The following is a 14,376-nucleotide window of genomic DNA, read 5'->3' as shown; positions in this document are numbered from 1 at the left end:
TGCAACAGATCAGGGACGGACCTGGTCGAGCGTCAGGGTGAAGTCGTTGAGGTCGACGCTCTCGTTCTGTGCGATGAGATCCGCAGTCGCTTCATCGAACGTAATGGTCACCTCGACGGAGATGGTCTGAGGCGATGTGGTCAGCGGTAGGTCCACGGCCGAACCGTTCGGAAGGGACGTTCCACCGTTGACCGACACCTCGGTGTCGAGAGCGGCAGCAAGGTCGGCGTCGCCGGCAACATTGGTGAAGTCCGCGGTGATCGAAGCGCGAAGATTGTCTCCTGCCCAATTGACGGTGTACTGGGTCGAGTACTCGAGAACGTCGCCCGGCACGATGAGGAAGCCGGACGGGTCGGCTCCGAGAGTCACGTTCGGAGTGACCGAGGTTTCGGTCCAGTTCGCGGTGCCGGCAACCGGAGCGAAATTGAGCTCACCGGAGTTGATCTCACCTCCGGTGACCGTTTCGGTGTCCTGCCAGAGCGCATAGGATCCCAAACCGCCGAGCAGCAGTACCGCTGCCGCCCCCGCGGCTATGGCACCCTTGGTTGCCTTGTTCATTCGTTGTCGCTTTCTTCGGTGGCCCTTGTTCGCTAGGCCGAGGGGAGGTGACCCGGTTGCGGGTCGGTCGGCCGGAATGTGGGCCTCCGCAACTTGTGCGATGTCCATTGTTTCGGCACGACCGTCTCACCCGTTACCCAAGTGAAGGTAAAAGTCCGAGGGAATGTTCGGCCGCCTGTTTCATACTTTTGGTTTACACAACTACATGGTGTGTAAAGCTACCCAAATTACGAAAACTGCTGCCCTGCAGCGGATTTCCCAGCAAGACCGCTCGAATACAGCGAACACAGTACTTTTTCGCGCTGTTTTCCTACTGAAGGCGCTGTTTCCTTGCATTGGTGAGAGCGACTCCCGACGGCATGTCCGGGCACGAAAAAGCCCCGAGGCCGTGGGGCCTCGGGGCTTGGAGTTTCGCGTGGCCTGATTACCGCAGAATGTCCCGCCGAACGATGGTTTCGTCGCGGCCCGGTCCGACTCCGATGCACGACATGTACGCGCCCGAGAGCTCCTCGAGACGCAGGACGTAGTTCTGCGCGTTGATCGGCAGTTCCTCGAACGTACGGGCACCGGAGATGTCTTCCCACCAACCGGGCATCTCTTCGTAGATCGGCTTCGCATGATGGAAACCGGTCTGCGTCATCGGCATCTCGTCGTGGCGGACGCCGTCGACGTCGTACGCGACACAGATGGGCACCGTGTCCAGACTCGAGAGCACGTCGAGCTTGGTCAGGAAGTAATCGGTGATGCCGTTGACGCGGGTGGCGTACCGCGCGATGACGGCGTCGAACCAGCCCGTGCGTCGTGCCCGCCCGGTGGTGACGCCAACCTCGCCGCCCTGCTTGGCCAGGTATTCACCGTGATTGTCGAACAGCTCCGTCGGGAACGGGCCCGAGCCGACACGCGTCGTGTAGGCCTTCAGGATGCCGAGGACGGTCCCGATCTTGTTGGGGCCGATACCGGAACCGACCGATGCGCCGCCCGCCGTCGGGTTGGAGGACGTGACGTACGGGTACGTGCCGTGATCGACGTCGAGCAGAGTGCCCTGCGATCCCTCGAGCAGAATCGTCTCTCCGCGCTCGAGAGCCAGGTTCAGCTGCAGCCTGGTGTCGGTGATGCGGTGCTTGAAGCCCTCGGCCTGCTCGAGCACCTCGTCGACGACCTGCTGCGAGTCCAGCGCCCGCCGGTTGTAGATCTTCGAGAGCACCTGGTTCTTGAATTCCAGTGCAGCCTCGACCTTTTGGGTCAGGATCTTCTCGTCGAGCACATCGGCTGCCCGGACGCCGACGCGAGCGAGCTTGTCCTGGTAGCACGGCCCGATGCCGCGGCCGGTGGTTCCGATCTTCTTGGCTCCGAGGAAGCGTTCGGTCACCTTGTCGATGGCCACGTGGTACGGCATGATCAGGTGCGCATCGGCGCTGAGCAGCAGGTTCGTGGTGTCGACGTCACGCTTTTCCAGGCCGTCGAGTTCGGTGAGCAGCACACCCGGGTCGACGACGACGCCGTTGCCGATGACGTTCTTCACGCCGGCTGTGAGGATTCCCGACGGGATCAGGTGCAGCGCGAACTTGTCGCCGTTCGGGAGAACCACGGTGTGGCCGGCGTTGTTGCCGCCCTGGTAGCGAACGACCCACTGAAGTCGTTCACCGAAAAGGTCGGTGGCTTTGCCTTTGCCCTCGTCGCCCCACTGGGCGCCGATCAGGACTATCGCCGGCATGTGCTCTCCTACGTTGCTTTCGTGCGAGGACGTGCTGCAGATATTGCTCGATCGAACGCAGCCGTCACCAATTGCCGCAGGCGCGACAGTGGCCGGGGGAACAGTCTAGCCGAGGCGGTGAGCTGGCCCGCATGCCGCTACGGTGGAGCCGAAACGAGGGCACTATGGTCGTTCGAGGGTTAACCGATGATCTAGGAGCGCCGTGACACCGTTCGTTCTGCACTGCGGAAACCCGCCGTTGCCGATCACGCTGACCGACGTCCCATTGCGCAACGCCGATGCCGTGCCTACCGACGACGACTGCAACGCACTGTTCGCCGACATCGAATCGGCCCCCGCACCGCGCATCATCGTGTTGGGCGACGACGCCTCGCTGGCCGCCGTCCTGACCAGGTTGATGCGCACCGAACGCCTCCACATCGAGGTCGCGTTCGTGCCCGATACCGCGACCAACGCCGCCCACATCTACAAGCTCGGCACCGGATCGCGCGCGGCCAAGGTGGCACTGACCGGCACGGCGTCGAGCACGCCCCTCATCCGCGACGACGCGGGCAAGGCCGTTGTCGGGCGGGCTCTGCTCGGCGGCGGTGGCGGCGCGGACCTCGAAGGCGAGGCGTACGTCGACGACACTCGGTTGTTCTCCGGAGTCGTTCCCGGCGTCGAGGTGGCACCGACCCCGGAGCTACCGGGCCTTCGTGCGCGGGTGATCAGCCGTCGACGACTGCTGCCGCGCCGCTGGGTGAGCGGACGCGCGATGCAGCTCGGCTCCCCCGCCGCAGACCTGATGCGCGACGGCATTGCCGGCGACAGAACAGTCAAGCGGTCGACGTTCTACCGTCACCACGAAGAGTGGTTGCTGGTCCGATGACCGTTCCGGTGCGCCGCAGTCCCGTTCTGCCGAGCCCGGTGTTCGTGGCCGTTCTCGCCGTTGCAGGAGTGGGCGGCGCGCTGGCGTGGACGGCGGAGGACGTCACCTCTCTCACCGCCCGACTCGGGGTGTTCGTGCTGGTGCTCGCCGGGTGGATCGCCTCGGTGTGCCTGCACGAATTCGGGCACGCGTACACCGCATTTCGGGCCGGCGACCGCGAAGTCGAACTCCGCGGCTATCTGACGCTCAACCCGCTCAAGTACACCCACCCGTTGCTTTCGATCGTGCTGCCGGTGCTGTTCATCGCGATCGGCGGAATCGGGCTTCCGGGCGGTGCCGTGTACCTGCGAACCGACCGATTCTCGGCGTCGACTCAGCGGCGCATCGCTCTCGCCGGACCGTTCGCCAACGCCGTTGTCGCCGTGGTCCTTCTGATCGTCATTCGGATGTTCGGCACCGACGGCACCCATCAGGCCTTCTGGTACGGGCTCAGCTTCCTGGCGTTCCTGCAGATCATGGCCACGATCCTGAACCTGATTCCGGTGCCCGGACTCGACGGATACGCCGCACTCGAACCCTCGCTCTCACCCGCCACCCGCGCCTCGCTGAACCAGTTCAAGGGTTACGGAATCCTCGTTCTCGTCGCGTTGCTGTTCGTGCCCGCGGTCAATTCCGCCTTCTTCGGGGCGATCTACACCCTGTTCGGGCTGTCCGGTGTTCCCGAGTTCTTCGCAGGCAACGGAAACTACCTGATGCGATTCTGGCTGTGACCCGAGCGCCGGGAAGGACTGCACGACACCGACCGTGACCGACGGGATTTCCGTCGCTTTCGAGAAGTTGTGTGCAGCAATTCCCGATTCGGTCGGTGGCGGGTCGCATAATTCCCCCATGACGACGTGGAACGACTTCTCGACAGCCGCCCCGAACCTGGCCTCGGCAGTGCAGGCCAGGTTCACCGCCCACAAACACCACGTACTCGCCACACTTCGGGCGGACGGCTCACCGCGCGTGAGCGGCACCGAGGTCGAGTTCGCCGACAGCGGTGTGCTGCGCCTCGGTTCGATGCTGGGGGCAGTCAAAGCACGAGATCTGCAGCGCGACGGACGGTTCGCGCTGCACAGCAATCCGGGTCACCATTCGATGGAGGGCGGGGACGCGAAGATCGGCGGCCGTGCCGTCGAGATCACCGATCCTGCTGTGCTGCAACCGATATTCGACGCCACACCGGGTGAACTGGTGCCGTACCACGTGTTCGACCTCGACATCACCGAGGTCGTCCTGACGTCACTGGTGGACGATCACATGCAGATCGACGTGTGGCGTCCCGGCTCCGAGGTGCACACCGTCACCAGGTGAGCTCTTCCTTGCAGGTCCGGCCGTGCGCGGTAGGTTCGACCTGGACCGTGGCGTGGTCGAGACCGTAGGCGGACAGCAACGACCGGGCGCGATCGAGCACCATCGACGACGACCCCTCGCACTCGAGATGCACTGTGGCCACGTCCATTCCGGTGGTCAGCGTCCACACGTGCAGGTCGTGAACCCCCGTCACGCCCGGCAGCGCGCTCAGGTCGCCGGTCAATGCGTCGACGTCGACGTGCCCCGGACTGGCCTGGGTGAGAATGCGCAGTGCCGAGCCGGCGAGCTTGATCGCGCGCGGGATCACCCACAGGGAGATCAGGACACCGACGACGATGTCTGCCCAGGTCCACCCGAACACGACCATCAGCACGCCGGCGACGAGCACCCCGACGCTGCCGACCGCATCGGCCAGAACCTCCATGTACGCACCGCGGACGGCCAGGGAATCCTTGGCGTCGCCGCGAATGAGCAGCATCACGACGATATTGGCCGCGAGACCGGCTGTCGCAGTGAGAATCAACGGAACACCGGGGATTTCGGGAGCGTCGCCGATGCGCGAGACCGCCTCGTACATGATGAACGCCGCAACACCGAGCAGCAGAACGGCATTGGCGATGGCGGTCAACACTTCCGCGCGATGCCAGCCGAAAGTCCTTGCCGCTGCAGCACTTCCCTTGCGGGCGAGCACGAGTGCGATCAAGCCCATCGTCATGCCGAGCACATCGGTGAGCATGTGGCCCGCATCGGCGAGCAGGCCGAGCGAGCCGATCGCCACGGCGACGGTCGCCTCGACGACGAGAAACACCACCAGGATCGCGAGGGCGACGATCATCTTGCGAACGCGGGACCTGGGTGGCCCCGCACCCGCAGGCGTGTGTCCGCCCACGCCGTGGCTGTGCCCGTGACCCGCGCCCATGACTCCCCCTCGTGACTGCATCGACTTCCGGGAGTCACCATATGCGTACATACGCATATATGCAATGGTGTCCTCGGGTCACAACTCCGGAGGGACGTGCGGGTGCTTCACCGTCGGCGGAAGCGTCGCCAACGCAGAGATACGCTTGAGCCCGGCAACCTGCAGCAGGTCGACGATGATCGACCGCAACTGCGCCAGGACCACCGTTGCCGACAGACCGGCGTTCGAGATCAACTCCGGTTTCGCACCGGCCGCAACCGACCGCAACACTCGTGCAGCCTCTGCCGCATCCGGCTTCTGACCCGGATCGGCAAGGATCATCTGCCGCAGGACCTCCACCGCATGCGCCAATTTCTCCACTTCGTCGACGACGCGCGGATCGAGGATCTCGTCGTCGCGCACCAGCGTCAGCGACCGTCGCGCGAGCACCCGAATGTTGCGGACGGCGTTGTCGATGGGATCGGCCGTCGCCGCCAGCGACGCCAGACGGTTGCGGTGATTCCAGTACATCGGCGAGATTCGCGCGATCTCCCGGCCGCCCTTGAGATCGGTTCGCAGAGCATCGATACCCGACTGCGTCGCACGCGCCTTACGCAGCGCCTCCTCGATCGGCTTGGGATCGTTCGCCACCAAGCCGTCGGCCACCTTCTGCAACACACTCGCAGCCGTGGCCAACACACTCGCCGCATCCTTGCGGGCCCGCCACACCGGGTGCGTCGGGATCAACGCCACGATCGCGATGCCCACCAGACCACCGACCAACGCGTCGACCATGCGGTTGGGGCCACCCATGTTGCCGGGCGGGATGAGCGTGGCCACCAGCACCGCGGACGATCCGGCCTGCATCGCGATGATCGGCCCGCCGTCGAGGAACACCGCTGCCGACATCGCCAGCACCACGACCAGAGCGATCTGCCACGGCCCGCTACCGATCAGCGAGATGAGCAGATCCCCGATGCCGATGCCCACCGTCACTCCGACGACGAGCTCGGCCGATCGGCGTAGGCGAGCACCGAGCGAGACGCCGAGCGAGACTACAGCGGCGATGGGTGCGAAGAACGGGCTCTCGTGACCGACGATGTCCGTCGCCACGAACCACGCCACTCCCGCAGCCAACGCGCACTGAATGATCGGTAGCAGCGACAACTTCAGCCGAGCACTGCCCGACTTCAGCCGGGTTCGACCCCGCGCCCGGCTGGCGCGAGCCCGATCAGCCCAGGCCGAGCGCTTCTGCTGCCTTGGGGTCACAGTCTTCGAGGAGGTCGAGGCAGCGGGCGTACTCGTCGTGCTCGTTGATGTCGCGGGCCGCTTTGGCAAGGACTGCGACGCATCGGAGGAATCCTCGGTTGGGCTCATGGCTGTACGGGACCGGCCCGAATCCCTTCCATCCATTACGACGCAACTGGTCAAGACCTCGGTGGTAGCCGGTACGAGCGTAGGCGTACGCCGTGATGGTGGCTCCCGACTCGAGCGCCGCCTCGGCCAGGTAGGCCCACGCAATGGACGCCGTCGGATGCGCCGCCGCGACGGTCTCGGGTGCCTCGTGGTTCAGCAGCGCGGATTCGGCCTCGTCGTCGCCGGGCAACAGTGTGGGTTGGGGTCCGAGCAGATCACCGAAAGAAGTCATGGCGCTCATTGTGCCCCTACGTCACCGAATCGTGTCCGAACACCCCCGGTGGCGCTCGCGCCGAGCGCCCGACACGGTCGATAGGCTGCCAGCTGACGAAATCGAGAACACGTGAGTTCTCGCAGGATTCGGTGAACGAGGGAGAATGCATGCCGGACGAGAACAAGAAGGCGTCCTCCGAGGCCGATGCAGCCACCGAGAAGATCGATCTCCGCAAGAAGAAGCAGGCCGACGAGCCGGCCGACGCAGCCACCGAGAAGATCGCCACTGCTCCGGCCGAGGAACCGGCCGCAGCGGAATCGAAGCCCGTCGCAAAGCCGACCGCGGCCCCGCGTCGTATCCCGCCCCGAAACCCGTCCGAGAATCGGACCAAAGATGTTGCGGTTGAGAAGAAATCACCCGCCGCCGTGCCACAACCAGTCGGGCCGAGAAGGATCGAACCGCAGAAACCAGGGTCGAAGCAGGTCGGTCCCCAGCGCATCGGACCCGACCCGACGGAACCCGGCACACCGAGTCACAAGAAGTGGTGGGCGGCGCTGGTGGCCGCAGTTGTCGTGATCGGGGCAGTGGCCGCCGGTGCATACCTGCTGATCGACCGCCCGAGCGTCGACGACTCCCCGGAGGCCCGGATCAGGACGACCGTCGAGTCGTTCACCAAAGCCTTGGCCGTCGGCGACCTCGCCACACTGCGCAGCACCTCGTGCGGTGACCTGGCGACGTTCTACCGAGACATCCCCGACGCGGAATTCGCCGACGTCCATCGCGTCTCGCTCGAGCAGGGCAACATCCCCACCGTCGACAGCATCGACGCCATCCAGGTCGGTGACGACGACACCGCGATCGCTCAGGTGATCGCGCACACCGATGCGAACCCGAACGACCGCTCCCCGCGCACCTTCGACCTGCGCCTCGACGGCGACCAGTGGAAGGTGTGCAACTGACCACCCAGGTGAGCGGCGGAGCCTGCGGGTCGTTCCGCAGGCTCCACTCCTACCTCGTAGCCTGCTACGAAGTTCCGCTCACGGGGATCAGCCGGCGCTGACGCTGCGACCGGCGGACTTGAGGTCGTTGCAGGCCTCGACGACACGGGCCGCCATACCGGCCTCGGCCTTCTTGAGGTAGCTGCGCGGGTCGTAGGCCTTCTTGTTGCCGACCTCGCCGTCGACCTTGAGCACACCGTCGTAGTTGGAGAAGAAGTGTCCGGCGATCGGACGGCTGAACGCGTACTGGGTGTCGGTGTCGACGTTCATCTTCACCACGCCGTACTCGAGCGCCTCTTCGATCTCGCTCTTCGCCGAACCCGATCCACCGTGGAAGACGAAATCGAAGGGCTTGGATCCCGAGGCCAGACCGAGCTTCTCCGACGCGACCCGCTGACCGTCTGCCAGCACCGACGGCTTGAGCTTGACGTTGCCCGGCTTGTACACGCCGTGCACGTTGCCGAAGGTCGCCGCCAGCAGGTAGCGCGAGCCCGCGTCGCCTGCGCCCAGGGCCTCGACCGTCTTGAGGAAGTCCTCGTTCGAGGTGTAGAGCTTGTCGTTGATCTCGGCTTCGACGCCGTCTTCCTCGCCGCCGACGACACCGATCTCGACCTCGAGAATGATGTTCGCAGCCGCAGCGCGGGCCAGCAGATCCTTGGCGATCTCGAGGTTCTCGTCGATCGGGATGGCCGAACCGTCCCACATGTGCGACTGGAACAGCGGGTTCTTGCCTGCGTCGACGCGCTCCTGCGAGATCGCGATCAGCGGACGAACGTACGTGTCCAGCTTGTCCTTGGGGCAGTGGTCGGTGTGCAGAGCGATGGTGACGTCGTACTTGGCCGCGATCACATGCGCGAACTCGGCGAGCGCCACGGCACCGACGACCATGTCCTTGATACCGAGCCCGGAGCCGAACTCGGCTCCGCCGGTCGAGAACTGGATGATGCCGTCGCTACCCGCGTCGGCGAATCCCTTGATGGCGGCGTTGATGGACTCGGAACCCACACAGTTGATTGCCGGAAAGGCGAACTTGTGTTCCTTCGCCCGGCCCAGCATCTCGGCGTAGACCTCGGGAGTTGCGATAGGCACGGCGTCATTCCTCCATAGAAAAGTTCGGTTGTGTCCAGTGCAGTATGGCAACCTCCCGGCCCGGTGTCGTGCGTACCCGCGTCACCCCGGTCATTCCGCAGGCTCCACTCCCGCGCCCCTCCGGTCATTCCGCAGACTCCACTACCGCTGACGTCGGCCGGGAGCGACGGCCCGTCGACGGTGCCGAACAAGCCATCACGTTCACAGCAGAGCGACACCATCTGTTCAGGACTTACCAGTTTCGGCCGGTAGTGTGGGCGCGGTGAGTCTCCTAGCTGCCTCGGAAACGATGACGACGAACCTGGCCCTGTTACCGGGCTTTCTCGACCCGGTGAACCTGCTCAACTCCTTCGGGCACTGGGTGTTGATCGGGCTGCTGCTGGTGGTCTTCATCGAGTCCGGGCTGCTGTTTCCGCTGCTCCCAGGTGATTCCCTCCTCTTCACGGCCGGGTTGATCGCCGCGTCGAAGTCCACCGAGATCGAGCCGTTCGCGTCCATCTGGACCCTCGTCGTTCTGATCCCGATCGCGGCCATCCTCGGCGACCAGGTCGGCTATCTCATCGGCACCAAGGGTGGCGCGGCCCTGTTCAAGAGCAACGATTCGCGATTCTTCAAGAAGAAGTACATCGACGAGTCGCACCTGTTCTTCGAGAAGCACGGCCCGATCACCATCATCCTGGCGCGCTTCGTACCGATCGTGCGTACCTTCGCACCGGTCGTCGCCGGTGCGTCGCACATGAAGTACTCGCTGTTCCTCACCTACAACGTCGTCGGCGGCGTCCTCTGGGGCGCGGGCGTGACGGTGCTGGGGTACCTGCTCGGGCAGATCGCGTTCATCCGCGAGCACGTCGACATCATCTTCCTGATCATCGTCGCCGTCTCCGTCCTCCCCATCGTCGCCGAGGTCGGCAAGCGCATGATCAAGGCCCGCAAGACCCCGCTCGGGGAGGCGGCCGACGTGATCGAGGCCGACGCCCCGGACACCAAGTCCTGATCGAGATCTTCCGAAAGTGATCGAGTCCATGTCGTCGATTACCACTGCGCTGTCGACCGAGTCCGTCCAGGCCGCCGGCAGTTTCGGTCCGTTGGAGACAGCGGGCCCACTCGTCGTGTGGATCGTCGTGATGACCTTCGTGTTCATCGAATGCGCAGTGATCATCGGGTTGTTCCTGCCCGGAGACTCGATGTTGATCACGGCAGGAATCGTGATGGCGACCCACGCGTCGGGCACCGGTCACATCTGGGCGCTGTCGCTCGGTGCGATGGTCGCCGCCATCGCAGGCAACCAGGTGGGCTATTCGATCGGCCACCGGACCGGCTCGACTCTGGTGGCCCGCAAGAACGGCAAGTATCTCAACACCAAGAACCTGCACAAGGTCAATCTTCTGCTCGAGAAGCACGGTTTCTGGGCGGTGCTGGTCGCGCGGTGGATCCCCTGGGTCCGCACCCTGTGCCCGCTGGTCGCAGGTGCTGCGAAGATGGATCACCGCAAGTACACGATCGCCAGCACTCTCGGTGCCATCATCTGGGCTCCGGTGCTGCTGCTGATCGGGTTCTACTTCGGGTCGTTCATCGAGGGCATCCCCTGGCTGATGCCCGCCGTCCTCATCGGCATGGTGGTGCTGCTCGTCGTCGGAACCGGTCTCGGTATCTGGCAGTACCGCAAGGAAATGGCACGGCCCGAAGAGACCATCGAGGTCGAAGAGGTCGTCGAATAGGGTCTGCGTCGGTCCGCTCCGACGAGGTGTTCTAGAAACCCGCAGCCGAGACTCGGTAGGCCGCTTCCATCAGCATCCAGCCGCCGAGCTGCACCGAGAAATCCCGTTCGGGCACATCGGACGGTCGGACCGTGCCCTCGGCGAAGGTGGCGATGTGCAGGCCTTGCCCCGGGAAGCGGGCTTCGCGGGTCCAGTCGGCTCCGAACAGTGGATTGTCTTCCACTTCGAGGCGGTTCTCCCACGCCGACTCGGCCGAGTTCAGCACGATCGCCGCAGCGAGTTCGCGTGCCCGGTCGTCGGCGTCCGAGTCCCCGGGTAGCTCCACCGCGACCATGGCCAGGTAGCGCGCGAGGATGGGGTTGAACAGGCCGCCGTCTCCCCCACCGCCGCCGGTGACGACGAGGTTGCGGGTCAGGTGGTTGTCGACGGCGTCGACCAGGGCATGGACTCGCTCGGCGTGCCGGGGTTCTCCGAGTCGGACAGCGAGTTCGGTCTCGAGGCCCAACGTGACGCCCTGGCAGTAGCTGTACACGGCGCGTTCCATCTCGCCGGTCTTTCCGGCGTCGACGAGTGCACGAGTGGAATGCATTCCGTCCAGAACGAGCCCCGTACGCGGGTCCTTGAGGGTGCGGTCCATCCAATCGGCCATCTCCTGGGCACGCCACAGCCGACCGGTGCGGGCCAGCAGGATCGCGGCCGGGCCGTTGGCGGGTGCGTTGTAGAAGTCCGACTTCTTGCGCCACGGAATGCCGCCGCCCTCGGCCGGAGCCCAGGCGTCGAACAATTCCATCTCGATCTGCTGGATGCCACCGCGATTGCCGACGAAATGCTGCCGCTGCGCGCGTTCGAGCGCCAACCCGAGCCACGCCATGTCGTCGTAGTAGTTGTTGGTCCACCCGCTGACGTTGCGGGTTCGGTGCGCTCGGGTGATCTTGTTCAATCGCCGACGGCGCTTGGCGGTGAGGTCACGATCGGCGGCGTCGACCGCGCAATCGAGCAGGTGGGCCTGCCACCAGTAGTGCCAACGCAGGAACATCCGTTCCGAACGCGCCGGTGGCCAGGCGACGACTCCCAACGTCGTGCCCGGCAGCCCCCACAGCCGACGCATGTGCCGCGCGACGACGGCCCCCTCCGCAGCGTCCGCACGCTGCGACCACAACTCCTGCATAGCCGCAATCCTGCCACTACCGTTGCCGATTCGTTACATCCCGCCCCGGAAACCCCCTCGGACAGCGCTGCGACTCACCACGCTGCATCGAGATCCGCGTGCCGCCGAATCCACGAGTGCATGGCAATCCCGGCGGCAACACCTGCATTGATGCTGCGCGTGGAACCGAATTGCGCGATCGATACCGTCATCGAAGCCGACTCGCGGGCACTGTCGGTGACACCCGGTCCCTCCTGACCGAAGAGCAGCAGACAGTGACGCGGCAACTCCGCGGTCTCGATCGGTACCGACCCAGGGGTGTTGTCGACGGCCACGACCACGAGGCCCTGCTCGGCCGCGAACGCCATCAGCGCCTCCACCGAGTCGTGGTGATGGATGTGCTGGTAGCGGTCGGTGACCATGGCACCGCGACGGTTCCACCGACGACGTCCGACGATATGGACCGCCTGCGCGGCGAAGGCGTTCGCGGTGCGCACCACCGTCCCGATGTTCGCGTCGTTGGTGAAGTTCTCGATGGCGACGTGCAGCGAATGCCGTCGGGTGTCGATGTCGGCGACGATCGCCTCGCGTCGCCAGTAGCGGTAGGCGTCGACCACGTTGCGGCGATCTCCGCCCGCGAGCAGGTCCGGGTCCAATCGCGGATCGTCGGGTGGCGGTTCGGTGTGCGTGTCGAACCACGGTCCGACGCCGTTCGGGTTCTCACCCCACTCGGTGGGGCCGGCATCGTCCGACGACGATTCGCTGCCGATCGTGTTCTCGCTCAATAGACTTCGTTGCTGTCCGGTGCGATGCGGAAGCCGTGCCCGGTTGCGTCGTCGACGCACGAGATGCCGTTCTCGGCGGACGTGCAGGTGAATCCGTTCTCGGAGATGCTCGCTCCGACCGCCAGCGGTGGATCGATCGTCTCGCCGCCCGAGGTGTAGACCACACCGCCGGAACACATGAACGCCGCCGGGCCGTCGTTGGTGACACGAATACCGTTGCCCCAGTTGATCATGCAGTCGTCGGGCCGCGGCGGCACCGGGGTGGTGGTGCCCTGACACCCGGCCTCGACACGACTGGAGAGCGGCACGATCCCGCACTGGAACAGACCGTCGGGGGAACTGAAGTAGTACGCACCGCCGATGGCGGCGTACGTCGTCTGCGGTTCCGCGGTGGGCGGCGGCTCCACCGGAGGCGGGGGCGGCGGCAGTGGCACTTCCGTGGTCGTCACGGGCGCAGGAGTGGTGGTGGTCTGCGTCGTCGTCGGCACCGGAGTCGTGGTCGACGCAGGCGGCGGAGGCTGGGCAGCGGACTCACTGCTGCAGCCAGCGAGAACGAGCGCAGTACCGACCCCGATTCCCACCAACCAGGCTCGTGCCCAACCCATTTGCCGTGCCCTGCTCGATCGCTGCCCGCTCGCACCCCACGTAATCGGCATGAAGAAACCCCGACCCACCTTTCGACATCGACTGCTCGAAAGACCGACGATACCGGCGCAGTGCCGGCATCGTCCGGCGAGGAGTTCTAGGTGTGGCTCAGACGCCGGTTGACCTCGCGAGTGAGCCATGCGGGCGAGAAGCGCGAGCCGAGCGAGAGTGCCTTGGACGGCAGGCCGACCGGGAAATGCACCTTGTGCAACCGACGCTTCACCGGACGAGTCGCGTCGAAGATCGCGTCGGACACGTCCTTGACGGTGAGCTTGATACCCAACGAGCTCGTGGTGCCCGTCGACACGCCCTGCGTCATCGCCGTTTGGACGAACAGCGGCCACATGGCCTTGACCGAGATGTCGTACTTGCTCCACTCGAGATCCAACGCCTCGGTGACGCCGCGCACCGCGAACTTGGTCGCGCCGTAGGTCACCAACTCGGGCTGACCGTAGATGGCCGACGCGGAACACAGGTTGACGACCTGCGCGCCTGCGGTGTCCTTGAGGTACGGGAAGGCCGCGAGGGTGCCATAGATGACCCCGTTGAAGTTGATGTCGATCTGACGACGATGCACCGACAGCGGCATGTCCTCGAAGGCACCCGCGGCGAGAATTCCGGCGTTGTTGATCAGAATGTCGAGTCGACCGTCACCCTCGGTGACGAACTCCTTCAGCCGGGTTTCCCACTGGTCGGAGTTGGTTACATCCAAGATGCCGGTGACGACGCGGCCGCTGAGCGAGGCAGCTTCCTTGCCGAGCGAGGCCAAGCCGGTCTCGTCGATGTCGTATGCACCGACGAGGTAGCCGTTGGCCGCGAACTTGAGAGCCGTCGCGCGGCCGATACCGGCAGCTGCGCCTGAGATGAAGACAGTTGGTCGAGTCACATCGATCACCGTACATGTAACCCTACTTACCGGTAACCCCCTATCGTCGAATATCGAACAGTCGCCTCCGGCGACCCAGGAGCA

The 14,376-nt window shown here is 65.0% G+C and carries 16 protein-coding genes; 6 read left to right on the top strand and 10 right to left on the bottom strand.

Features of this window, described 5'->3' with window-relative positions:
* Positions 1-9: 9 nt before the first annotated feature.
* Both CH296_RS13900 and CH296_RS13895 read right to left on the bottom strand, forming a co-directional pair.
* Complete coding sequence (locus tag CH296_RS13900) at positions 10-558, bottom strand: alternate-type signal peptide domain-containing protein (RefSeq protein WP_094630969.1); 549 nt, start codon at positions 556-558, stop codon at positions 10-12.
* A 424-nt stretch (positions 559-982) separates the two neighbouring features.
* Entirely contained in the window at positions 983-2,272 is a 1,290-nt protein-coding gene (locus tag CH296_RS13895; RefSeq protein ID WP_032397149.1) for an adenylosuccinate synthase, read from the bottom strand.
* A gap of 202 nt (positions 2,273-2,474) precedes the next feature.
* On the opposite strand from CH296_RS13895, the gene CH296_RS13890 reads away from it, so the two are divergent.
* The 3 genes from CH296_RS13890 (at position 2,475) to CH296_RS13880 (ending at position 4,496) form a co-directional block, all read left to right on the top strand.
* Positions 2,475-3,140: a hypothetical protein gene (locus CH296_RS13890; RefSeq protein ID WP_032397150.1), complete on the top strand. Its 666-nt coding sequence runs from the start codon at positions 2,475-2,477 to the stop codon at positions 3,138-3,140.
* Positions 3,137-3,910: a site-2 protease family protein gene (locus CH296_RS13885; RefSeq protein ID WP_045198668.1), complete on the top strand. Its 774-nt coding sequence runs from the start codon at positions 3,137-3,139 to the stop codon at positions 3,908-3,910. The genes CH296_RS13890 and CH296_RS13885 overlap by 4 nt, the downstream gene beginning before the upstream one ends.
* 118 nt (positions 3,911-4,028) lie before the next feature.
* On the top strand, positions 4,029-4,496 hold the full coding sequence (locus CH296_RS13880; protein WP_176459341.1) for a pyridoxamine 5'-phosphate oxidase family protein: 468 nt from the start codon (positions 4,029-4,031) through the stop codon (positions 4,494-4,496).
* Here the strand turns inward: CH296_RS13880 and CH296_RS13875 are convergent.
* The 3 genes from CH296_RS13875 to CH296_RS13865 form a co-directional block, all read right to left on the bottom strand.
* Entirely contained in the window at positions 4,486-5,415 is a 930-nt protein-coding gene (locus CH296_RS13875) for a cation diffusion facilitator family transporter (RefSeq protein WP_094630970.1), read from the bottom strand. The two genes, CH296_RS13880 and CH296_RS13875, sit on opposite strands and share 11 nt — an antisense overlap.
* Before the next feature lie 78 nt (positions 5,416-5,493).
* A complete protein-coding gene (locus CH296_RS13870; protein WP_094614127.1) occupies positions 5,494-6,561 on the bottom strand; it encodes an aromatic acid exporter family protein in 1,068 nt (355 codons plus the stop codon).
* Positions 6,562-6,625: 64 nt separating this feature from the next.
* Positions 6,626-7,042, bottom strand: coding sequence for a DUF3151 domain-containing protein (locus CH296_RS13865; protein WP_032397398.1), 417 nt, complete (start codon positions 7,040-7,042; stop codon positions 6,626-6,628).
* Positions 7,043-7,191: 149 nt separating this feature from the next.
* Between CH296_RS13865 and CH296_RS13860 the strand changes: the two genes are divergently transcribed.
* On the top strand, positions 7,192-7,983 hold the full coding sequence (locus CH296_RS13860) for a hypothetical protein (RefSeq protein ID WP_094659545.1): 792 nt from the start codon (positions 7,192-7,194) through the stop codon (positions 7,981-7,983).
* Positions 7,984-8,070: 87 nt separating this feature from the next.
* Here the strand turns inward: CH296_RS13860 and fbaA are convergent, their stop codons facing one another.
* Entirely contained in the window at positions 8,071-9,111 is a 1,041-nt protein-coding gene (fbaA, locus tag CH296_RS13855) for a class II fructose-bisphosphate aldolase (RefSeq protein ID WP_094630972.1), read from the bottom strand.
* Between the two features lie 289 nt (positions 9,112-9,400).
* On the opposite strand from fbaA, the gene CH296_RS13850 reads away from it, so the two are divergent.
* Together CH296_RS13850 and CH296_RS13845 are read left to right on the top strand one after the other, a co-directional pair.
* Complete coding sequence (locus CH296_RS13850; RefSeq protein WP_045198665.1) at positions 9,401-10,105, top strand: VTT domain-containing protein; 705 nt, start codon at positions 9,401-9,403, stop codon at positions 10,103-10,105.
* A gap of 28 nt (positions 10,106-10,133) precedes the next feature.
* A complete protein-coding gene (locus CH296_RS13845) occupies positions 10,134-10,829 on the top strand; it encodes a DedA family protein (RefSeq protein ID WP_045200918.1) in 696 nt (231 codons plus the stop codon).
* A gap of 31 nt (positions 10,830-10,860) precedes the next feature.
* Here the strand turns inward: CH296_RS13845 and CH296_RS13840 are convergent, their stop codons facing one another.
* The 4 genes from CH296_RS13840 to CH296_RS13825 all read right to left on the bottom strand — a co-directional run bounded on the left by CH296_RS13840 (position 10,861) and on the right by CH296_RS13825 (position 14,292).
* The gene (locus CH296_RS13840; RefSeq protein WP_094630973.1) at positions 10,861-11,997 is read right to left on the bottom strand and encodes a glycoside hydrolase family 76 protein; all 1,137 of its coding nucleotides are present in this window, start codon (positions 11,995-11,997) and stop codon (positions 10,861-10,863) included.
* 74 nt (positions 11,998-12,071) lie between these two features.
* Positions 12,072-12,761, bottom strand: coding sequence for an RNA methyltransferase (locus CH296_RS13835; RefSeq protein ID WP_179273147.1), 690 nt, complete (start codon positions 12,759-12,761; stop codon positions 12,072-12,074).
* Entirely contained in the window at positions 12,758-13,366 is a 609-nt protein-coding gene (locus CH296_RS13830; RefSeq protein WP_179273146.1) for a DUF6636 domain-containing protein, read from the bottom strand. The genes CH296_RS13835 and CH296_RS13830 overlap by 4 nt, the downstream gene beginning before the upstream one ends.
* Positions 13,367-13,503: 137 nt before the next feature.
* Complete coding sequence (locus CH296_RS13825) at positions 13,504-14,292, bottom strand: SDR family oxidoreductase (RefSeq protein WP_045200914.1); 789 nt, start codon at positions 14,290-14,292, stop codon at positions 13,504-13,506.
* Positions 14,293-14,376: the final 84 nt, after the last annotated feature.

It is taken from the genome of Rhodococcus sp. 14-2496-1d (assembly GCF_002259365.1).
Classification (GTDB): domain Bacteria; phylum Actinomycetota; class Actinomycetes; order Mycobacteriales; family Mycobacteriaceae; genus Rhodococcoides.
This window is presented reverse-complemented; position numbering and strand designations above follow the sequence as displayed.